At 68.1% G+C, this 20,446-nt stretch carries 21 protein-coding genes; 5 read left to right on the top strand and 16 right to left on the bottom strand.

Going from position 1 to position 20,446, the window contains the following annotated elements; genetic code table 11:
- Nucleotides 1–129 precede the first annotated feature (129 nt).
- The 4 genes from ACWV14_RS02580 to ACWV14_RS02565 are packed head-to-tail and all read left to right on the top strand — an operon-like array spanning nucleotide 130 to nucleotide 3,498.
- Nucleotides 130–1,050 carry a branched-chain amino acid ABC transporter permease gene (locus ACWV14_RS02580; protein WP_081270722.1) on the top strand — a complete coding sequence of 307 codons (921 nt, stop codon included), beginning with the start codon at nucleotides 130–132 and terminating at the stop codon, nucleotides 1,048–1,050.
- Complete coding sequence (locus ACWV14_RS02575; protein ID WP_454902419.1) at nucleotides 1,047–2,030, top strand: branched-chain amino acid ABC transporter permease; 984 nt, start codon at nucleotides 1,047–1,049, stop codon at nucleotides 2,028–2,030. The genes ACWV14_RS02580 and ACWV14_RS02575 overlap by 4 nt, the downstream gene beginning before the upstream one ends.
- Nucleotides 2,027–2,782, top strand: coding sequence for an ABC transporter ATP-binding protein (locus tag ACWV14_RS02570; RefSeq protein ID WP_081270720.1), 756 nt, complete (start codon nucleotides 2,027–2,029; stop codon nucleotides 2,780–2,782). Before ACWV14_RS02575 ends, ACWV14_RS02570 begins: the two co-directional genes overlap by 4 nt.
- Nucleotides 2,779–3,498 carry an ABC transporter ATP-binding protein gene (locus ACWV14_RS02565; RefSeq protein ID WP_285411554.1) on the top strand — a complete coding sequence of 240 codons (720 nt, stop codon included), beginning with the start codon at nucleotides 2,779–2,781 and terminating at the stop codon, nucleotides 3,496–3,498. The genes ACWV14_RS02570 and ACWV14_RS02565 overlap by 4 nt, the downstream gene beginning before the upstream one ends.
- Here ACWV14_RS02565 and ACWV14_RS02560 read toward each other — a convergent pair.
- The 12 genes from ACWV14_RS02560 to ACWV14_RS02505 form a co-directional block, all read right to left on the bottom strand.
- Nucleotides 3,483–4,958 carry a SulP family inorganic anion transporter gene (locus tag ACWV14_RS02560; protein WP_454902416.1) on the bottom strand — a complete coding sequence of 492 codons (1,476 nt, stop codon included), beginning with the start codon at nucleotides 4,956–4,958 and terminating at the stop codon, nucleotides 3,483–3,485. The two genes, ACWV14_RS02565 and ACWV14_RS02560, sit on opposite strands and share 16 nt — an antisense overlap.
- 259 nt (nucleotides 4,959–5,217) lie before the next feature.
- Complete coding sequence (locus tag ACWV14_RS02555) at nucleotides 5,218–5,931, bottom strand: SDR family oxidoreductase (RefSeq protein WP_454902414.1); 714 nt, start codon at nucleotides 5,929–5,931, stop codon at nucleotides 5,218–5,220.
- Nucleotides 5,932–6,162: 231 nt separating this feature from the next.
- Complete coding sequence (locus ACWV14_RS02550; RefSeq protein WP_454902412.1) at nucleotides 6,163–6,771, bottom strand: glutathione S-transferase; 609 nt, start codon at nucleotides 6,769–6,771, stop codon at nucleotides 6,163–6,165.
- 19 nt (nucleotides 6,772–6,790) lie between these two features.
- Entirely contained in the window at nucleotides 6,791–8,515 is a 1,725-nt protein-coding gene (locus ACWV14_RS02545) for an FAD-dependent oxidoreductase (RefSeq protein ID WP_454902410.1), read from the bottom strand.
- The gene (locus ACWV14_RS02540; RefSeq protein WP_454902408.1) at nucleotides 8,515–9,258 is read right to left on the bottom strand and encodes an SDR family NAD(P)-dependent oxidoreductase; all 744 of its coding nucleotides are present in this window, start codon (nucleotides 9,256–9,258) and stop codon (nucleotides 8,515–8,517) included. Before ACWV14_RS02540 ends, ACWV14_RS02545 begins: the two co-directional genes overlap by 1 nt.
- A gap of 24 nt (nucleotides 9,259–9,282) precedes the next feature.
- The gene (locus ACWV14_RS02535; protein ID WP_454902406.1) at nucleotides 9,283–10,032 is read right to left on the bottom strand and encodes an SDR family NAD(P)-dependent oxidoreductase; all 750 of its coding nucleotides are present in this window, start codon (nucleotides 10,030–10,032) and stop codon (nucleotides 9,283–9,285) included.
- Nucleotides 10,033–10,056: 24 nt separating this feature from the next.
- Complete coding sequence (locus tag ACWV14_RS02530) at nucleotides 10,057–10,776, bottom strand: ABC transporter ATP-binding protein (RefSeq protein WP_454902404.1); 720 nt, start codon at nucleotides 10,774–10,776, stop codon at nucleotides 10,057–10,059.
- Nucleotides 10,769–11,533: an ABC transporter ATP-binding protein gene (locus ACWV14_RS02525; RefSeq protein WP_454902402.1), complete on the bottom strand. Its 765-nt coding sequence runs from the start codon at nucleotides 11,531–11,533 to the stop codon at nucleotides 10,769–10,771. The genes ACWV14_RS02530 and ACWV14_RS02525 overlap by 8 nt, the downstream gene beginning before the upstream one ends.
- The gene (locus tag ACWV14_RS02520) at nucleotides 11,530–12,513 is read right to left on the bottom strand and encodes a branched-chain amino acid ABC transporter permease (protein ID WP_454902400.1); all 984 of its coding nucleotides are present in this window, start codon (nucleotides 12,511–12,513) and stop codon (nucleotides 11,530–11,532) included. The genes ACWV14_RS02525 and ACWV14_RS02520 overlap by 4 nt, the downstream gene beginning before the upstream one ends.
- Entirely contained in the window at nucleotides 12,510–13,412 is a 903-nt protein-coding gene (locus ACWV14_RS02515; RefSeq protein ID WP_081270710.1) for a branched-chain amino acid ABC transporter permease, read from the bottom strand. Before ACWV14_RS02515 ends, ACWV14_RS02520 begins: the two co-directional genes overlap by 4 nt.
- Nucleotides 13,413–13,425: 13 nt before the next feature.
- Complete coding sequence (locus tag ACWV14_RS02510) at nucleotides 13,426–14,643, bottom strand: ABC transporter substrate-binding protein (protein WP_454902398.1); 1,218 nt, start codon at nucleotides 14,641–14,643, stop codon at nucleotides 13,426–13,428.
- Nucleotides 14,644–14,688: 45 nt separating this feature from the next.
- Entirely contained in the window at nucleotides 14,689–15,468 is a 780-nt protein-coding gene (locus ACWV14_RS02505) for an SDR family NAD(P)-dependent oxidoreductase (RefSeq protein WP_454902396.1), read from the bottom strand.
- Between the two features lie 146 nt (nucleotides 15,469–15,614).
- Between ACWV14_RS02505 and ACWV14_RS02500 the strand changes: the two genes are divergently transcribed.
- Nucleotides 15,615–16,346, top strand: coding sequence for a GntR family transcriptional regulator (locus ACWV14_RS02500; protein ID WP_422088673.1), 732 nt, complete (start codon nucleotides 15,615–15,617; stop codon nucleotides 16,344–16,346).
- On the opposite strand, the gene ACWV14_RS02495 is transcribed toward ACWV14_RS02500, so the two are convergent.
- From ACWV14_RS02495 to ACWV14_RS02480, 4 genes are all read right to left on the bottom strand, one after another.
- Nucleotides 16,312–17,220: an acyl-CoA thioesterase gene (locus tag ACWV14_RS02495; RefSeq protein WP_454902394.1), complete on the bottom strand. Its 909-nt coding sequence runs from the start codon at nucleotides 17,218–17,220 to the stop codon at nucleotides 16,312–16,314. The genes ACWV14_RS02500 and ACWV14_RS02495 overlap by 35 nt on opposite strands.
- 107 nt (nucleotides 17,221–17,327) lie before the next feature.
- Nucleotides 17,328–18,041 carry a hypothetical protein gene (locus ACWV14_RS02490; RefSeq protein WP_454912678.1) on the bottom strand — a complete coding sequence of 238 codons (714 nt, stop codon included), beginning with the start codon at nucleotides 18,039–18,041 and terminating at the stop codon, nucleotides 17,328–17,330.
- Nucleotides 18,042–18,090: 49 nt separating this feature from the next.
- Nucleotides 18,091–19,443, bottom strand: coding sequence for an FAD-dependent oxidoreductase (locus ACWV14_RS02485; RefSeq protein ID WP_454902390.1), 1,353 nt, complete (start codon nucleotides 19,441–19,443; stop codon nucleotides 18,091–18,093).
- Nucleotides 19,443–20,420 (bottom strand): Bug family tripartite tricarboxylate transporter substrate binding protein, encoded by a 978-nt coding sequence (locus tag ACWV14_RS02480; RefSeq protein ID WP_454902388.1) that lies wholly within the window; start codon nucleotides 20,418–20,420, stop codon nucleotides 19,443–19,445. The genes ACWV14_RS02485 and ACWV14_RS02480 overlap by 1 nt, the downstream gene beginning before the upstream one ends.
- Nucleotides 20,421–20,446 lie beyond the last annotated feature (26 nt).

Below are 20,446 nucleotides of genomic sequence, written 5' to 3'. Positions count from 1 at the left end.
CCCCCCAGGCTGCGCGGCACTTCGTGTCCGCTTCTCCCCCCCCCTGCCGGGGGCAACACCTGAGGCCCGGCAAAGCCGGTTCCTCGGTGTTCCTTGAATGACAACGCGGGCACACCTGTTGGTTCTTCTATGAGTGGAATTCTTGTTCTGGAGCAGCTGCTCAACGGCCTCGGCTACGGGCTGATGCTGTTCCTGCTGGCGGCCGGGCTCACGCTGGTGTTCGGCATCATGGACGTGCTCAACCTCGCGCACGGCTCGCTGTTCATGGCCGGCGCTTATGTGGCGGCCGAGGCGCACACGCGCACCGGCTCGTTCGCCGCAGCCATCGTCATCGCGGTGGCGGTTACCGTGGTGGTGGCGCTGCTGCTCGAAGTGCTGCTGATGCGCCGCCTCTACACGCGCGACCATCTCGCGCAGGTGCTCGCCACCTTCGGCGTGATCCTGGTGGCCGACGACATCGTGACGATGGCCTGGGGCCCCTCGCCAGTGATGGCGCCGACGCCTGCCGCGCTCTCGGGCCCGGTGCAGCTCATGGACGGCCTGCCCTACCCGGCGTACCGCCTGGTGATCCTCGTGGGCGGGCTGCTGGTGGCACTGGCGCTGTACCTGCTGGTGAACCACACGCGCATCGGCATGCGGGTGCGCGCGGGCGCCTCCGACCGGCCGATGGCCGAGCTGATGGGCGTGCGCGTGGGCCGCATCTTCAACGGCGTGTTCCTGCTGGGTGCCGCGCTGGCGGCACTGGCCGGCGCGCTGATGGGGCCGATCGTCGCAGTGCAGGTCGGCATGGGCGAAGCGATCCTGATCCCGGCGCTGGTGGTGCTGGTGATCGGCGGCATCGGTTCGGTGCGCGGCGCCTTCGTGGCCGCACTGTTGGTGGGCGTGGTCGACACCGTGGGCCGCGCCTTCGTGCCGATGCTGCTGCGCGCGACCTTGCCGCCGGCCACAGCGGCCGACCTGGGGCCGCTGTTCGCCGAAGTCGCGATGTACGCGCTGATGGTGGTGGTGCTCATCTTCCGGCCCTCGGGCCTTTTCTCGGCACGCGCATGAAGTCACCCTCACGCTACATCGGCCTCGGGCTGCTCTTCGTGCTGCTCGCGGCGTTTCCGCTGGTCGCGCCGCTGTTCGGGCTCGAGTTCTACATCGGCTTCGTGCGGCGCGTGCTCATCGTGGCGCTGGCGGCGGCGAGCCTCAATTTCATCCTCGGCTTCGGCGGCATGGTGGCGCTGGGGCATGCGGGCTTCATCGGCATGGGCGCGTACACGGTGGTGGCGCTGAGCGACGCGGGCGTGATGTCGGGCTGGATCATGTGGCCGGCGGCGGCGCTCATCGCCGGCCTGGTGGCCGCGCTGATCGGCACGGTGGCGCTGCGCACGCGCGGCGTGTACTTCATCATGACCACGCTGGCCTTCGCGCAGATGCTGTACTTCGTGGTGGTGTCGCTGCGCCGCTATGGCGGCGACGACGGCTACACGCTGATGTCGCGCCCCACGCTGCTGCCCGGCCTCGACCTGGGCAACGAATCGAACTTCTACTGGGTGGTGCTGCTGATCGTCGCGCTGGCGCTGTGGTGGCTGCACCGCGCGACGCAATCGCGCTTCGGCCATGCGCTGATGGGCATCCGCGACAACGAGACGCGCATGCGGGCGCTGGGCTATCCGGTGTTCCGGCTGCAGCTGGTGGCGTTCGCTATTGCCGGCGCCATCGCGGGGCTGGCGGGTGCACTGCTGGCCGGTGGCAACGGCTTCGTGAGCCCGGCGACGATGCACTGGACGCAATCGGCGACGCTGCTGGTAATGGTGGTCATCGGCGGGCTGGGGCGCAGCTGGGGCGGGCCTGTGGGGGCTGTCGTGTGGCTGGTGCTTGAAGAGGCACTCAAGCAGCACACGGAGCATTGGCACATGCCGCTGGGACTGTTGCTGATTGCCGTTGCCCTGTGGGCGCCCAAAGGATTGGCCGCACTGTACAAGCGCCGCTTGCCCCTCACCCCAACCCTCTCCCCAGAGGGGCGAGGGAGTAAAGCACCATGAGCCTTTTCAGAATCGAAGGGTTGGTCAAGCGCTTCGGCGGACTGCTTGCCACCGACCATGTGAACCTCACGGTCGAGCGCGGCGAAGTGCATGCGCTCATCGGGCCGAACGGGGCGGGCAAGACCACGCTGGTCAACCTCATCACCGGGCTTCTGAAGGCCGACGCCGGCCGCCTGCTGCTCGACGAGAAGGACATCACCTCGCTGAAAGACCACCAGCGCGTGGCCGCCGGCATGTCGCGCTGCTTCCAGGTGACGCGCGTCTTCGCCAAGGAAACCGTGCACGACAACCTGATGCTCGCGGCGCAGGCCCATGCGGGCAGCAGCCTGCGCTTCATGGCGCCGCGCGCGAAGGAACGCGACCTCGTCGACCGCGCGGTGGCACTGGCCGACCGCGTGGGCCTGGGCAGCGAGCGCGACCGTATCGCCGGCACCTTGCCGCACGGCGCACAGCGTGCGCTCGACGTGGCGCTGGCGCTCGCGGCCGAGCCCAAGCTGCTGCTGCTCGACGAGCCGATGGCCGGCATGGGCCCGGACGAATCCGCGCGCATGGTCGAGCTGATCGAATCGCTTCGTGCGTCGATGGCCATCCTGCTGATCGAGCACGACATGGACGCAGTGTTCCGCCTGGCCAACCGGCTCACCGTGCTGGTGCAGGGCAAGGTGCTGATGAGCGGCACCGCCGATGAAGTGCGGGGCCATCCGGATGTGCAAGCGGTCTACCTCGGCACCGAAGCGGAGGGCCACTCATGAACACGGCCACTACATTGCTCGAAGCGAAATCCATCGAAGCCGGCTACGGCGCGAGCCAGGTGCTGTTCGGCATCGACATCGACATCCGCCCCGGCGAAGTGCTTGCGCTGCTGGGCCGCAACGGCATGGGCAAGAGCACGCTGCTCAAGGTGCTGACCGGCACGCTGGCACCGATGCGCGGCGACGTGCGTTTCGACGGTGCTGCCATCGGAGGGCACAAGCCCGATGCCATCGCGCGGCGCGGCGTGGCCATCGTGCCCGAGGGCCGGCATGTGTTCCCGAACCTCAGCGTCGACGAGCACCTGCGCGCCTTCGCTCGGCCACGCCCCGGCAGCGCGCCGCGCTGGACGGTCGAGGCGCTCTACGGCCTTTTCCCGCGCCTGTCGGAGCGCAAGGCCAATGCGGGCAACCAGCTCTCGGGCGGCGAGCAGCAGATGCTGGCCATCGCGCGCGCGCTGTCCACGCACCCGCGCCTGCTGATCCTGGACGAAGCCACCGAAGGCCTCGCACCGGTGATCCGCGAGGAGATCTGGAACTGCATCGCCACGCTCAAGGCAGAGGGCGAAGCGATCCTGGTGGTCGACAAGTACGTGCAGCGCCTGCTGCCGCTGGCCAACCGCCATGTGATCCTGGAGCGTGGACGCGTGGTGTGGCAGGGCGACTCGGCGGCGCTGGATGCCGACCGGTCGTTGTGGACGCGTTACCTGGGCGTTTGAAAATACGGCGCCGCGTCGAGCTGCAGGGTCAGGTCCTGGCTGGCGCGGTTGAGCCCGCTCACTTCCACCACGCTGCCATGCTTGCGCAGCCGCTCGACCACCTTCTTCAGCGCAGCCACTGCCGTCACGTCCCAGAAGTGCGCCCCTGACACGTCGATGTGCACCAGCGCACCGTCGATCTCGCGCACGTCGAAGGCATCGACCAGCATGTCGGCCGAGGCGAAGAACACCTGGCCGGTGACGCGGTACACGCGCGTGCCGTCGGCGTCCTGCGCGGCATGCACGTGCAGCAGCCGCGCCACCTTGAAGGTGAAGAACACACCGCTGAGCATCACGCCCGTGGCCACGCCGGCCGCGAGGTTGTCGGTGGCGACGGTGACGGCCACCGTCGCGAGCATCACCGCGCTGGACATGCGCGGATGCCGCACCAGCGCGCGCAGCGAACCCCGGTCGAAGGTCGATGCCGACACCATCACCATGATTGCCACCAGCGCCGCCACCGGCACCTGCGACACCCAGGGCTTGAGCAGCACCATGAGGATCAGCAGGAAGGCGCCTGCGAAGAGCGTCGACAACCTGCCTCGCCCGCCGTAGCGCACGTTGCTTACCGTCTGGCCGATCATTCCGCAGCCCGCGATGCCGCCGAAGAAGCTGGCGGCCACGTTGGCCACGCCCAGGCCGCTGCATTCGCGGTTCTTGGAGCTTGGCGTGTCTGTCAGCTCGTCGACCACGCTGGCGGTCATCATCGATTCGAGCAGGCCGACCATCGCGATGGCGAAGGCAGGCAGCGCGATGATGCGCAGCGTGTCCAGCGTCAGCGGCACGTCGGGCAGCGCGAAGGCAGGCAACGCGCCGGGCAGTTGCCCGAGGTCGGCCACCGTCTTCAGCGGCAGCCCCAGCCAGTGGCCCACCAGGGTCACGACCAAGATGCACACCAGCGGCGACGGCACCGCCGTGGTGATGCGCGGCAACAGGTAGATCACGGCCAACCCGAGCCCGACCATGGCCCAGGTCGCGGTGTTGGCGCCGATGAAGTGCGGCATCTGCGCCGCAAAGATCAGGATGGCCAGCGCGTTGACGAAGCCGGTACGCACCGACGACGACACGAAGCGCATCAACACCCCGAGCCGCAGCAGCCCGAACACGATCTGCATCAGGCCCGCGAGCACGCCAGCCGCCAGCAGGTACGGCAGGCCGTGCGCATGCACCAGCGGCGCGGCCACCAGCGCCACCGAACCGGCCGCGGCCGACACCATGGCCGGGCGCCCACCGGTGAATGCGATGACGATGCCGATGACAAAGGAAGCGAACAGCCCCACGGCCGGATCGACACCTGCCACGAAAGAAAAAGCGATGACTTCGGGAATGAGCGCGAAAGTGGCGACGGCGCCGGCCATCAGCTCGCGGGGAATGCTCGGGCACCACTCGGCGCGCAGGCGGCTGTGCGGGGAAGAAGACATGAGAAGAAGAAAAATGAAGGCGGCCCGCATCGGCCGACGAGGCGATGCGGGACATGCATGGGCAGGAAACGAAGAAGGAAGCCGGCTTGCTTGCGGCTCTCTCCGGGTGTCGTGGCGGCCAGAGAGGCCGCCGCGCATCACTGCACGGCCTTCAAGGAGGCGTGGGCCGCGAGCAGCCTGACTGCCGGCGGCGAATGGGGAAGCGGGGCATCCTCGGACACATGGGTCGATTGTAGGCAGCCCGCTGGGAGCCCGTTGCTTACACCGAGCGCGTGATGCCGCCGTCCACCCGCAGGTTCTGCCCCGTGATGTAGCCGCCGCCTTCCGACGCCAGAAAGCCGATGACCGCCGCGATCTCGCTGCTCTTGCCGTAGCGGCCCATCGGAATGCGCGACCGGAACTCGGCCTTCTCGGGCAGGCTGTCGATGAAGCCTGGCAGCACGTTGTTCATGCGCACGTTCTGCGCGGCGTATTTGTCGGCGAACAATTTGGTGAAGGCCGCGAGCCCGGCTCGGAACACGCCGGAGGTCGGGAACACCGGGTCGGGCTCGAAGGCAGCGAAGGTGGAGATGTTGATGATGCTGCCGCCTCCCTGCGCCACCATCAGCGGCGCGACGAGCCGGCTGGGTCGCACCGCGCTCAGCAGGTAGACATCCATGCCGCGGTGCCAGTCTTCGTCGGTGATCTCGAGGATGGGCGCACGAGGCCCGTGGCCCGCGCTGTTGACCAGCACATCGACGCGGCCCCACTGGTCGGCGACCTTGTCCACCAGGCGTTTGATGTCGTCGTTCGACTGGTTGGAACCCGTCACGCCGATGCCGCCCAGTTCCGCGGCAAGCGCCTCGCCCTTGCCAGACGACGAAAGAATGGCAACGCGAAAGCCATCGGCCGCGAGCTTGCGGGCCGCAGCCGCGCCCATGCCGCTGCCACCGGCGGTGACTATGGCTACTTTTTTCTGTGCTTCAGAAGACATGCGGAGGTTCCTTGGTTCATGCTGGACCTGCATTTTTAGCCGAGGATTTTTTGGGGGTGCGTGCACAGACCACCGGGCGCTCTGCTCGTGCCGGCAGTTCAAGCACTCTGTCCAACGATCACGCCGACGGGGTGCCTTGCGCAGCGAAATAAAGGAGGAGGCCGAAGGCCGGGGGACATTCGCGGAGCGAGGTACCCCGTCGGCGTGATCACCCCCCGAGCCAAACGAAACTCAGGCGACAGGCAAAGTAGCCTGCATCGAAGCACGCCGGTTGAACACCTCGAACCACTTCGCGCTGCCAGGTGCCTCCGCACGCCAGTCCACATCGGGAAAACGGAAGTCCATGTAGCCCAGCGCGCAACCGAAGGCGATAGTGCCGATGTCCACTCGGTCGCCAAAAGAAGGCGCCGCGGTTTCGAGCCATTCGAGGCCGGTGCGCACCTTCGCCAGCTGGCCATCGGTCCAGTCGGCCCAGCGCAGCGACTCGGGTCGCAGCACGTTCTCGTAGCGTGCGAGCAATGCGGCGCCGGTCATGCCGTCGGCCAGCGACAGCTCGGTCAGGCGCGCCCAACGGTCCGCGCCTTCTGCCGGGAACAGCTTGCCTGACTGCGTGGCATTGAGGTACTCGCAGATCACGCGGCTGTCGAACAGCACCTGGCCGTCGTCGGTGAGGAACGTCGGCACCTGGCCGAGCGGATTCTTCGGGATGATGGTGGCGTCGCGCTTCACGGGGCCGGCCGCGCTCGGCAGCTTCTCGATGCGATCGGCAATGCCGAGCTCGTGCGCCACGACCATGCACTTGCGGACGAAGGGAGATGCGGGAGAGAAGAAGATTTTCATGACGAAGTGCTGTTGTCTTTCAATGGTGTTCGGCGGAGGAACCATGTGCCAGGTGCATGCCCGCCACCCAGCCGAAGGTTAGCGCGGGTCCGAGCGTGATGCCCGGCGCGGGGTACTCGCCACCCATCACCGAGTGCATGTCATTGCCGGCCACGTACAAGCCGGCGATGGGCTCGCCCTGCGCATCGAGCGCACGCGCGTTGCCGTCGGCGCGGATGCCCAGCGCGGTGCCGATGTCGCCGGGGTACACCTTCACGGCATAGAACGACGCCTGCTTCACCGGCGCGAGGCAGGCATTGGGTTGATGCTCCGGATCGCCAAGATAGCGGTTGTAGGCATCGCTGCCCTTGCCGAACACCGGGTCCTGGCCCTGCGCGGCAAGCGGGTTGAACCTGGCAACGGTGCGCGCCAGCCCGGCCGGGTCCACGCCCGCCTGCTGCGCGAGCGCTTCGAGCGTGTCTGCGCGATAGAGATAACCGGCGCGCACCAGATGCTCGCGCGGGCGGCCGCCGGGCAATGCAAGGCCCAGGCCCCACTTCTCCATGAAGGCGCTGTCGCACACCAGCAGCGCGGGGATGCTCGTGGCCTTGGCGTTCGCGCGGTACATGCCGCGCACGAACTCGTGGTACGAGGTCGATTCATTGACGAAGCGCTCGCCGCGCGCATCGACCGCGATCAGCCCCGGCTTGGCGCGGTCCCACACCAGGTGCGGATATCGCAGCACGCTGCCGTCGGGACGCGTGAGCAACGAGACGGGCGCCCACAGCGCCGGCCCCGTGTGGCCCGTGCCGAGCACGCCGCCGGCCTCCTGGACTATCGCGATGCCCTCGCCCGCATTGTCTTGCGGCGACATCGAGTACGGCCCGGTGGGGGCCGGGTAGTGCTGGCCGCGCATGGCGGCGTTCCATGGAAAACCGCCGGTGGCGATGACCACGCCACGCCGTGCGTGCACGGTCAGTTCCTTGCCGTCGCGGCGCAGGTGCACGCCGGTGACGGCGCCTGTCGCGTCCTTCTCCAGCCTCAGCGCCGGCGTGTCCAGCCAGAACGGAATGCCCTTCTTCAGCACGCTGTGAAAGAGCCGCGCAGCCAGCGCATTGCCCAGCAGCAGCCGTGTGCCGCGGTGGTGGCCGCTCAGGCGGTCGCCGAAGTAGCGCAGCACCATCTTCACGCCATGCTTCCAAGATGCGAACGAACGCCAGACTGCGAGCAGGTGCTTCACGTCGGTCATGTTGACCATCATGCCGCCGAGCACGCAGAACTCGGGCAGGGGGTCGCGCAGCGTCTTGAAATGCGGACCGAGCAGCCGGCCATCGAATTCGATGGGATCGAGCGAGCGGCCGCCCATCGCGGCGCCTTCTCGGTCGGGGTAGTAGTCGGGCGAATAGGTGCGCGCGGCGAGCTGCACGTCGGTGCGCTCGCGCAGGTAGCGCAGCGCGAGCGGGCCGGCGTCGAGGAATGCGTGGCGCAGCTCTTCGTCGCCGGCCGCGCCCACGGTGTTCTGCAGGTAGGTCCAGGCCTTGCCGCGCGTGTCGGGGTGGCCGGCCGCCTCGGCCTGGTCGTTGAGCGGCACCCACACTGCACCGCCCGAGATGGCCGTCGATCCGCCGATGCGGTCGGTCTTCTCGACCACGAGCACGTCGAGGCCTTCGAGGCTGGCGGTGAGCGCGGCGGAAAGGCCGCCCGCGCCGCTGCCGACGACGACGACGTCGTACTCGGTCTTTTCCTGCTGTTGCCGCTGTGCCATCAGGACCCCGACCCGCCGAGCGACTTGCCGCCGTCCACGAACAGCACCTGGCCGGTGACGAAGCAGGTCGCCGGCGACGCGAAGAAGGCCACCGCATGCGCGATGTCCTCCGGCCTTCCCGCCGCGCCGGTGGGCTGCAGCGCAAGCTGCGCGGCCAGGCGTTCGGGCGAGAGTGCGCGCAGCAGCGGCGTGTCGATCAGCCCCGGCGCGATGGCGTTGACCATGATGCCGCGCGGCGCAAGCTCCATCGCGCTGGCGCGCGTGTAGCCGACCAGTGCAGCCTTGGAGGCCACGTAGTGCGCGTGGTTCTTCGCGCCCAGGTAGGCACGCGATGCGATGTTGACGATGCGCGCACCGTCCGCCATCTTGCGCGCGGCCTCCTGCGTGAGCGTGGCTACGGTCAGCAGGTTCACTTCGTACATGCGGCGGAAGTCCGCCGAAGTCACGTCGAGGAAGGCACGCTCGTCGAAGATGCCTGCGTTGTTGACCAGCGCGGTGAGCGGCGGCAGTTGCTGCACCATCGCGCGCACGGCGGCCTCGTCGGTCAGGTCGATGGCGCGGCATTCCACGTCGAGGCCGGCGGTGCGCAGCACCTGCGTTTCGCGCTCGGCAAGCTCGCCGTTGTAGTCGGCCATGACCACGCGCCAGCCGTCGCGCGCCATGCGCTCGACGATGGCGCGGCCCATGCCGCTGGCGCCGCCCGTCACGAGGACGAGCGGCTTTTCTGTACTGCTGTTATTCATGATTGTTCCGATGTGCGGCGGTGCTCAGACCGCCAGGTAGCCACCATCGACCGGCAGCACCACGCCATTGACGTAGCTGGCCATCGAGGACGCAAGAAAGACGACCGGCCCGGCGATCTCGTCGGCCTCGCCGTGGCGCTTGATGGGCACGCGGCTCATGTACCAGTCGGTGCCGTGCTCGGTCTCGCGCTGGCCGGCGGTCATGTCCGTGACCATGAGGCCCGGCGCCACCGCATTCACTCGCACGCCGTAAGGTGCGAGGTCGCGCGCCAGCACCTGCGTGAGCGAACGCACGCCGCCCTTCGCCACCACATAGCCGGCCGACGAGATGCCCGCACCGAAAGCCACGATGGACGACAGGTTCACGATGTTGCCCTGCGTGCGCTTGAGCGCCGGCACGAAGGACTGCGTGACGTTGAACACGCCCTGCAGGTTGACCGACATCACGCGGTCCCAGGCTTCGCGCGCGCCGGGCTCGTCGAACTTCGAGCGCGCGGAGATGCCCGCGTTGTTGACCAGCACGTCGATGTCGCCATGCGACGCCGCGACGCGCACCGCGAGCGCGTCGACCGCCGCCGCATCGCTCACGTCGACGCTCTCGGCATCGGCACGGCCGCCGGCTTCGCGGATCGATGCGGCCACCTTCTGCGCGACTTCGAGGTCGCGGTCCACCACCAGCACGTGCGCGCCTTCGGCCGCCATGCGTCGCGCGATGGCTTCGCCCAGCCCGCGCGCGGCGCCGGTGACTAGCGAGAGTTTGTCTTGGAGGAGCATGAACTTTCCTTCGGGGAATCGGCGTCAGACGCCGAGGTAGGCGCGGCGCACGGCCTCGTCGTTTGCCAGTTGTAAGGCGGGACCGTGCAAGGAGATCTCGCCGTTCTCCAGGATGTAGCCGTAGCTCGACACAGCCAGCGCGAGCTGCACGTTCTGCTCGACCAGCAGGATCGTGATCTTCTGTTCGCGGTGCAGGCGCTCGATGATCCCGAACATCTGCTCCACCAGCAGCGGCGACAGGCCCATCGACGGTTCGTCGAACAGCATCACGCGCGGACGCGCCATCACCGCGCGGCCGATGGCCAGCATCTGCTGCTCGCCGCCCGACAAGGTGGCGGCCATCTGGTGCTGGCGCTCCTTCAGGCGCGGGAACATCGTGTAGACCGATTCGAGATCGTTGCGGATGCCAGCGCGGTCGCGCCGCAGGTAGGCACCGAGGTCGAGGTTCTCGCGCACGCTCATGTCGCGGAACACCTGCCGGCCTTCGGGCACCTGCACGATGCCGCGCTTGACCAGCGCGTCGGAGCCCAGCCGGTCGATGCGCTCGCCGTCTAGGCGCACTTCGCCGTGCGTGCAGTCGACCAGGTTCGAGATGCAGTTCAGCGTGGTGGTCTTGCCCGCGCCGTTGCTGCCGAGCAGCGCGACGATCTCGCCCTCGGGCACGTCGACCGACACGTCGCACAGCGCCTGGATGCGGCCATAGGCGGCCGAGATGGCGCGCAGGGACAACAATGCTTCAGCCATGCGCGGCTCCCTTCCCAAGATAGGCTTCGATCACGCGCGCATTGCTACCGATTTCCGCTGGCGTGCCTTCCGCGATCTTCTCGCCGAAGGCCATGACGGTGATGCGGTCCGAAATCGACATCACCAGCTGCATCACATGTTCGACCAGCAGCACGGTGATGCCGTCGCGCGCCACCAGCTCCTTGAGCAGCCGGTCGAGGCTTTCGATCTCGCGGTTGCGCAGGCCGGCCGCGGGCTCGTCGAGCAGCAGCAGCTTCGGCTTGATGGCGAGCGCGCGCGCCAGCTCCAGCAGCTTCTGGCGGCCGAAGTCGAGATCGCGCGCCGGCTGATGGCGCTCGTCGGCCAGGCCGACGCGCTCCAGCAGGTGCATCGCGAAGTCTTCGGTCTCGCGGTCGGGGCGGCGCAGCAGCCGGCCCAGCGTGGCGGCGCCGCGCGAATGCGTGCCGAGCAGCACGTTCTCGAGCACCGAGAGTTCTGCGAACAGCTCCAGGTTCTGGAAGGTGCGCGCGATGCCAAGAGAGGCCATGCGGTGCGGCGACACGCTGGTGAGCTCGCGGCCTTCGAAGGTCACGCTGCCGCTGCTGGGCGTGTAGAAACGCGAGATGCAGTTGAAGGTGGTCGACTTGCCCGCGCCGTTCGGCCCGATCAGCGCATGGATGCGGCCCTGCTCCACCTGGAACGAGAGACCGTTCACCGCCTTCAGGCCGCCGAACACCACGCTGATGTCGCGCACGTCGAGGAATGCGGTCGCGCTCATGCGTGCTTCTCCGTCACGGCCACGGAAGTCGCGCGCTGCGGCTTGCGGCGCGCCGCGAAGAGCGACGCCATGCCCTTGGGCAGGAACATCATGAAGAGCATGAGGATGCCGCCGTAGATGATTTCCTGGTACGACGGCGCCTGCCGCAGCAGCTCCGACGCCAGGCCGAACACGATGGCACCGGCCACCGCGCCGCGCACCGAACCCAGGCCGCCCACCACCACCATCGTGAGGATCAGGATGGTGGTCTGGAAGCCCAGGCTCTCCGGATGGATGAACGAAGTGAACAGCGTGTACATGCCGCCCGCCACGCCCGCGAAGGCGGCCGACAGCACGAAGGCCGTCACCTTCACCGCGCGCGTGTTCACGCCCATGGCGATGGCCGCCACGTCGCTCTCGCGCACCGCGCGGAACGACGATCCCAGCCGCGAGCGCGACAGCGCCACCGTGAGCCACAGCATCAGCGCCGCGATGGCCACCACGAAGGGGTATGCCTGCAGGTCGTTGAGCAGCTGGTAGCCGCCGAGCGCGGCCGGCTTCATCTGCAGGCCGTTGGAGCCGTTGGTCACCGATTCCCAGTTCAGGAACACCCACTGCATCGCCTCGCCGAAGGCGAAGGTGGCCAGCGCCAGGTAGATGTCGCGCATGCGCAGCGCCAGCAGGCCGATCACCCAGCCCAGCGCGGCCGACAGCACGGCACCCGCGAGAATCGACACGAAGAACGGCGGCTGCCACTGGTTGTTGATGAGCCCGGCCGTGTAGATGCCGATGCCGAAGAAGGCCGCGTGCGACAGCGCGAACTGGCCCGTCTCGCCGATGACCAGGTGCATGCCCAGCGCGAGCACCGAAAACACCATCAGCAGGTTGACCACGTACAGCACATAGCCGCTGGTGGTGAAGGGCAGCACCGCGAGCACCACGGCCATGCCGAGCAGTACCGCGCGGTCCCACCACGGGGACGAAATTGTCGAAGCGCTCATACCTTCTTCACCTGAGGCTTGCCGCCGAGCAGCCCTTGCGGACGCACCAGCAGCACCACCATGATCGCCACGAAGGGCGCGACCACGATGGCGTTGGACGAAATGAAAAGCCCCACCAGGTTCTCGACGATGCCGATGATGAAGCCGCCGACCACCGCGCCCGGCAGGCTGGTGAAGCCGCCAACGATGGCGGCCGCGTAGGCCAGGATCGCGATGTGGCCGATGTCTGGCGTGATGAGGATCTTGGGCGTGATGAGCAGCGCCGAGATGGCCGAGATGACACCCGTGAGCGCCCAGATCTTCATGCGGATCGTGCCGAGCTTCACGCCCACGATCTGAGCGCCGCGCGGGTTCATGCCCACCGCGCGCATGGCCTGGCCGGTGCGGGTGCGCGTGAACATCAGATACAGCAGCACCATCACCACCACGGCCGAGCCGAAGATGGCCAGGTCGAGCAGCGTGAGCGAGGCCTGCCCGATCATGATCGGGTCCTGCGGCACCAGCGACGGCAGCGAGCGCGGCGTGTCGCCCAGGCCGGTCTTGCGCACCAGCCCCTTGAGCAGGTACGCAAAGCCGAGCGTGGCAATGACGAGCTGCACGCCCACGCCGCGCGAGGCGGTCACGCGCTGCATCACCACGCGCTGGAACGCCGCGGCCAGCAAGGCGGTGACCACGATGCTCGCGAGCACGGCGGCCCAATAGGGCCAGCCCCACACCACCAGCGGAAAGAGCGCGGCGTAGCCGCCGGCCATGAAGATTTCGCCTTGCGAGAAGTTCGGCACGTCGGTGGTCTTGAAGACCATGACGATCGCCACCGCGAGCAGCGCGTAGACGCTGCCGGTGACGATGCCGGACAGCACGCCCTGCTGGACGAACAGCCAGATGTCGGAAAGACTCATGTCGCGCCGGCCGTCAGGGCTTGTACTGCCACACGCTCTTGTAGCTGCCCGGCACCAGCGCCATGTTGCTGCCGTCGAACTTGATGTAGATCGCCGCTTCCTGCGCCGCGTGGTCCTGCGGGCCGAACTCGATCGGGCCGGCCATCACGCCGGAGTCGAACTTCATCGTCGACAGTGCCGCGAGCACCTTCTCGCGCGTCGGGTTGGGGCCGGCCGCCTTCAGTGCGTTGACCACGGCCATCGCGGGCGGAATGCCGTAGGGCATGTAGGCCTGCGGATGGCCCGGCTTGGATGCCAGGTCGGGGTAAGAGGCCTTGTACATGTCGTACACCCACTTGAGCTTGGGACCGCCGGGAACGTCGGCCAGCACTTCCTGGATGTAGACGTTCTTGAAGGCATCCTTGTTGCCCACGTTCTCCACCAGCTGCTTGAGGTCGGCGGTGGAGTTCACGGCCAGCACGATGGGCTTGTTGAAGCCCAGCTCGAAGGCGCGCTTGACGATCAGGCTCACCGGCCGTGCGTAGGTGGTGAGCAGCAGCACGTCGGGGTTGGCGGCCTTGATCTTCAGCATGGGCGCCGTCACGTCGGTGATGTTCGGGTTGACCGACTGCACCTGCAGGTCGACGCCGCCCAGGGCCTTGGCCTGCGCCTGGGCCGACTCGAGGTTCCAGCCGCCGTAGGCGTCGTCGTGGTTGATGTAGCCGATCTTCTTGGCCTTGAGCTGCTCGCTCGCGAACTGCACCATCGAGCCGCCCACCGCATGCTGCGAGATGGAGAACGCGCCGTAGATGTACTTCGACGGCGGATACAGCGCGCCGTCGCCCGAGGCGTTGAGCATGACCAGCGGGATCTTCGCGCGCTCGACGTATTCGCGCGCGCCCACCACGGCGGCCGAGCAGGAGCCGCCGTTGAGCAGGAACACCTGGTCCTGCTCGGTGAGCTTCTTCACCGCGGCCAGCAGGTCGTTGGCGTTGCAGCGGTCGTCTTCCACCACGAGCTCGATCTTGCGGCCGTTCACGCCGCCTTCCTTGTTGATCTTGTCGTAGTACATCTTCGCGGCGTTGATGACGTCGAAGCCGTAGTTCATCGACGCGCCCGACATCGGCGAGAACATGCCGATCTTGATGGTCTTGTCGGTCAGGCCGGGCTCGGCCTGCGCGAGCGCGGCGGGCGCCGTCGCGCAGAGCGCCGCGCCCAGGGCCAGTGCCGAAATCAGGAAGTTCTTTTTCATGAGCTGTCTCCGTTGGAATGAAAGGGTGAAAGACCTGCGCCGCCGTTACTGCATGCGGTAGCCGCCGTTGACGTCGATCACGTTGCCCGTGATGTACGCCGCCTGCTCCGACACCAGGTAGTCGACCGCGCCGGCCACGTCGTCCACCGTGCCGATGCGCCCGAGCGGGATGCTGGCGGCGGCCGCGTCGAGCGCGCCGCTGCTGCGCACGGTGCCGCGCAGCATGTCGGTGTCGATCAGGCCGGGGGCCACCGAATTGACCGTGACGCCCAGGTGCGCCGATTCGCGCGCCATCGCCTTCGTGAGGCCGAGCACCGCCGACTTGGCGCCGATGTAGGTGGCGCTGGAGCGGTAGCCGCCCAGTTGCGCCGCCACCGAGCCGAAGGTGACGATGCGCCCGTGCGCCACGGGGTTGGCTTCGCGCCGGCGCAGGTAGGCGCGCCCGCAGAGGAACACGCTGCGCGCGTTGACGGCGAAGGTGCGCTCCCAGTCTTCGAGCGTGGTGTCCTTGATCGGCGAGCGCTCGCCACCGGGCATCAGCAGGATGCCGGCCACGCAGACCATGGCGGCCACCGGGCCGAGGTTGGTCTCGATGTCGTCGAACACGGCTTCGACCGCGGCCTCCTGGCTCACGTCGAACTGGCGGAAGTGGTGCCCCTCGCCGAGCGACAGGGCCACGGCTCGGGCGTTGTCGCCGTCGATGTCGGCCACCACGACGCGAAAGCCGCTGGCCGCGAGGCGGCGGCACACGGCCTCGCCGATGCCGCGGCCGCCGCCGGTCACGAGGGCCAGCCGGCCGTGAGGTTGTGCATGATGTTCCGCCATGGGCTGCAAGGTCTCCGGGCCGCGTCGAGGCGGCGTGAAAGTTGATCGAGGGCCGCATTGTGTATACATGAACACTTTTCGAAGTCCTCGTTTTCCCTGATATCACGCCTTATTTCTGACTTTCACTGGCATCATGTATACCTGACATGGACACACTCTCCCAACAAGTCACAGAGACACTGCGCACCTGGATCCTTCAAGGCAGGCTGCAGCCGGGCATGCGCGTGGAAGAAGTGCCGATCGCCGAGACCCTCAAGGTGTCGCGCACGCCGGTGCGCGCCGCGCTGGCCGCGCTGGCGATGGAAGGGTTGATCGACCACCAGCCGAAGAAGGGCTACCTGGTGCGCTCGTTCGCGCTCGAGGACATCCTCGCGGCCTACGAGGTGCGCGCGGTGCTGGAGGGGCTGGCCTGCCGGCGCTTCGCCGCGCTGGGCGTGGACAAGCCGACCGCTGCGCTATTGCAGGAGTGCCTGCGCGAAGGCGACGAAATACTTGCGAAGGGAAAGCTGCTCGCCGAAGACCTCGCGCCCTACCAGCAGATGAACGTGCGGCTGCACAACGCGCTGATGCATGGCGCGGGCAACCAGTGGATCGTGCGATTCGGCGCGCAGGCGCAGGCGGTGCCGTTCGCGTCGGACCGCATCATGCTGTGGCACGACCACGGCGTGATCCTGCGCTCGCACGACGACCACCACCGCATCGTGCAGGCCGTGATTTCAGGCGACGCGGCGCGCGCGGAGCAGCTGATGCGCGAGCATGTGTACTACGCCGGCATCCTGCTGCGCGACAACTACCAGCGGCTGCTGGGCGAACGCAGCCGCGACGGGCTGCAGCAGGCCGCGCTCACGAGCGAGTCGTCGCCGTCACCGGCTTCCTGATGCGCAGCATGCCTTCCTGAGCGGCCGAGGCCACCAGGCGGCCGTCGCGCGCATAGAGGCTGCCGCGGCACAGGCCGCGCGCGCCGCCGGCGCTGGGCGAATCGAGCACGTACAGCAGCCAGTCGTCCATGCGGAAATCGCGGTGGAACCACATCGCGTGGTCCAGGCTGGCGGGGCGCACCTGGCCGCTCATGAAGCTCAGGCCGTGCGGCAGCATGGCGGCGCGCAGCAGGCCGTGGTCGGAGGCGTAGGCCAGCAGTGCGCGGTGCACCATCGGGTCGTCTGGCAGCGGCGCGATGGCGCGCATCCAGATGGCGCTTTGCGCGGAGGCCGGGCGCGGCAGCGGCGCCATCAGGTCTTCGGGGTCGACGCGGCGGTACTCGATGCCGTGCGGCTGGATCGCCTTGCTGCGCCAGGGCTCCGGCAGGCGGTCGCCGAGGGCGATGCGCTGGTCGAGTTCGCTGACGAGGCCTTCGGGGCCGGCCACGGCGGGCATGTCGAACTGGTGTTCGACCCCCTCGTCCACGGTCTGGAACGAGGCCGACATTTCAAAAATGATGCGCTCCTGCTGGCGCGCCACCACGTGGCGGGTGGTGAAGCTGCGGCCGTCGCGCACGCGGTCTACGCTGTATTCGATGGGCGCATGCTCGCCGGGCAGCAGGAAGTAGGCGTGCATGGAATGCACCGGGCGCTCGGCGCCGACCGTGAGGCTGGCGGCCATGAGCGACTGGCCGAGCACCTGGCCGCCGAAGACGGCGGGCGTGCCGATGTCCTCGCTCCGGGCCCGGAAGCGGTCGCCGCCCAGGGGTTCGAGCTGCATGAGCGCGACGAGTTCGTCGACGAGGCGGGAGGCGGTGGCGGAGTCGGTGGTCATCGGGAAAAAGCTGTCGAAGCGGACTGGAAGCAACCCTCCACCATAGCAAAGCCCGGGCCCGCCAGCTGTCGCGGGCCGGTCAGCAGCCCCACCTTCAGCTGCCGCCGCTACTTGTAGAAGCACATGCCCATGAGACGGGCGCGGCAGCCGTAGTCCGTGCCACCCTGCACGACGCGCACCGGCACGCCAGCCAGCAGCAGCGAGCCGTCGTCGGCATACACCAGCGGCGAAGGCGCGGCCTTGCTGAAGGGGGCGCTGAGCGTTTCCTGCTCGACGTAGCTCAGGTACTGGCGCCGGGAGAAGTCGACCGTGTCGGCCGACTTCAGCGGCGCCGCCGCATAGCGCTTGCCATAGACGGTGCCGAAGTAGCGCAGCGCCGGGCCGGTGCGGTCGCCGTATTTCGCGTCGGTCTTCGCGAAGCCGGTCTGGATCAGGAAGGCGCGGTCTTCGGGCGTCAGGTCGGCGTCGAAAGCCATCAGCACGTACTGGCCCTCGAAGCTCTGGTTGCGCGCCACCTTGAACTCGCCGAGCAGCGCGGGGGTGACCTTGGTGCGCCCTTCCCAGCGCAGCAGCGCGGCCACGGAAGGATCGCCGTCGAACACGTAGTGGTAGTTCTCGCCGGCAATGGCGACCTTGCGGCCATCCTTGGCCGCGAAGAAGCTCAGCAGCCGGTCCTTGCCGTGCACGGGCTCGCCTTCGGGGGTACTGGCGCAGCCGGCCAGCATGAGGCCGATGGCGGCGCAGGACAGCGTCAGGAGGGTGCGACGCGCGGGGGTCGACAACGAAGGGAAGTGCACGGTTCGTCCGGGGTTCGAGTTCATCAAGCCCCGGACTCTAGCGCCATCCGGGCGATTGGCGGGCCCGCCGCGTTCAGCGGTCGAGGTCCGCGCCGTCGGCCGCCAGCTTCTGCTGCAGCGCCGCCACGTCCACGCCGGCAAACGCGCCGCCGCCCAGCGACGCCGCCGCCGTGCCCGCCGCCTGCCCCATGACGAAGCAGCCGCCGCTCGCGCGCGCGGCCGACTGGCCTTCGTGCGTCATCGATGCGCAGCGGCCGGCCACCAGCAGGTTGTCGACCTTCTGCGGCACCAGCATGCGCCACGGCAGGTGGTTGTAGGCGTTGTCTTCGTCGCGCGGGAAGGCCCACTCGATGCGGCCGTCGGCATGCATTTCCATCGGCCAGGCATTCAGGCCGATGTTGTCGTCGAACTTGGCCGAGGACAGGATGTCTTCGCGCCCGAGCGCGTACAGGCCCTGGATGCGACGCGTCTCGCGGATGCCGACCTGCGGCGCGATTTCCACGATGGCCGACTGCGCGAAGCCCGGCACCTCGGCCTTCAGGAACTTGAAGTACTCGCTGATCTGGCGGCGGCCTTCGAGCTCGCCTTCGGTCAGCTCGCGCGCATCGACGCCGTTCATCGCGCGGCCCTGGGCGTTGCGGATCTGCGTGACGTTGGCGCGCCATTCGCGCGGGTCCTTGTTGGGCCGCAGAATGGCGCCTTCGCGCGGGAACTTGTAGACGCCCGGCTTCTGCTGCTCGGCGCGGGCCATGAAGTCGTTGATGGCCTTGAACTCGCCCACCGCTTCCAGCGCGGCCGGTGCGTCGACCTGGCCGATGCGGAACATGGTGGTCGGGAACAGCCCGCTGCCGTGGCCGTCGCCAACCTCGAAGGGCACGCCCGCGAAGGCGGCCACGTCGGCGTCGCCGCTGGCGTCGATGAAGGCGTTGGCGCGGATGGCCTGGCGGCCCGACTTGGTCTCGACCACCAGCGCCGCAATGCGGTTGCCGTCGCGGATCACAGCGGCCGCATACGCATGGAACAGCAGCTTCACGCCCGCAGCATCGAGCAGCTGGTCGGCGGCCAGCTTGTAGGCCGAGGTGTCGTACGAGCGCACGCAGATGCGCCCGCCCATGCCGTTCTGCGGCTGGTTCATGCCGTTGAGCCCGGCGATGCGCTCGATCAGCTCGTCGACCACGCCGTGCACCAGTTGCGTCATCTCGCCCTTGCGCTTGCTGTACAGGCCCGCGAAGTTGGTGACGCCGCCGGCCGTGCCCATGCCGCCGAGAAAGCCATAGCGCTCGACCAGCAGCGTGCTGGCGCCGTGGCGCGCCGCGCTCACGGCGGCGGCAATGCCGGCAGGGCCGCCGCCGACCACCACCACGTCGTATTCGCCGAAGACCGGCAGCTCGCGTGCCGGTTCGTGCAAGGTCTGGACTGTCGTCATTACTGCAATTTGATTCCGCGGGCCGAGATGATCTTGGTCATGATGGCCGCCTCTTCGTTCACGCGCGTGCGCATGCCGTCCGGCGATGTGCCCACGGCCTGCCAGCCTTGCTCGAAGAGCTTGCGGCGCACGTCCGGGTCTTTCATGACCACTTCGAGTTCGCGGCTGATGCGCGCCTGCGCGGCCTTCGACAGGTTGGCCGGGCCGAGCAGCGCCACCCACACTTCGAGGTTGAAGTCCTTCACGCCGGCTTCGGACAGCGGCGGGATCTCGGGCACCAGCGCGCTGCGCCCGCCCGTGAGGCCGATGGCCTTGAGCTTGCCGGCCCTGATCTGCGGCATGGCCACGCCCGGCGGGATCAGGCCCATCTGCACCTGGTCGCCCAGCATGGCGGTGATGACCTGCGGGTTGCCCTGGTAGGGCACGTGCTCGGGCTTGAAGCCGGGCACGCGGGTCTTGAGCAGCTCCATGCCCAGGTGGCCGACCGAGCCGATGCCCACCGAGCCGTAGTTCCACTTGTCGCCGGCCTTGCGGCCTGCGTCGAAGAAGGCGGCGCCGGAGGGCAGGTTGTTCTGCGCCACCAGCACCAGCGGCGCGGTCGCGATCAGCGACAGGTACGTGAAGTCCTTGACCGGGTCGTACGGCAGCTTGGCGTACAGCATCTTCGACGACGTGAGGTTGCCGTTGATGACGATGCCCAGCGTGTGGTCGTCGGTGGCCTTGGCCACCTGGTCGGCCGCGATGTTGCCCGATGCACCGGCCTTGTTGTCCACCACGATCGGCTGGCCCAGCGCCTTGGACAGCGGCTCGGCGATGGTGCGCGCGGCAATGTCGGGCGTGGAGCCGCCGGGAAAGCCCACCAGCAGGCGGATCGGCTTGTTCGGCCAGGCGGCGTTCTGCGCGCTGGCGGTCATCGGCAGCGCGGCGGCAGCGGCCAGGCCGCAGGCAATCAGGAGGGCTCTCTTGGTGACGGACATGGAGAAAAGTGTGAAAAAGTTATCAA

The sequence above is a fragment of the Variovorax durovernensis genome (genome assembly GCF_977011995.1).
Note: the sequence above shows the minus strand (reverse complement) of the source record. Positions and strands in the feature narration are given on the sequence as shown.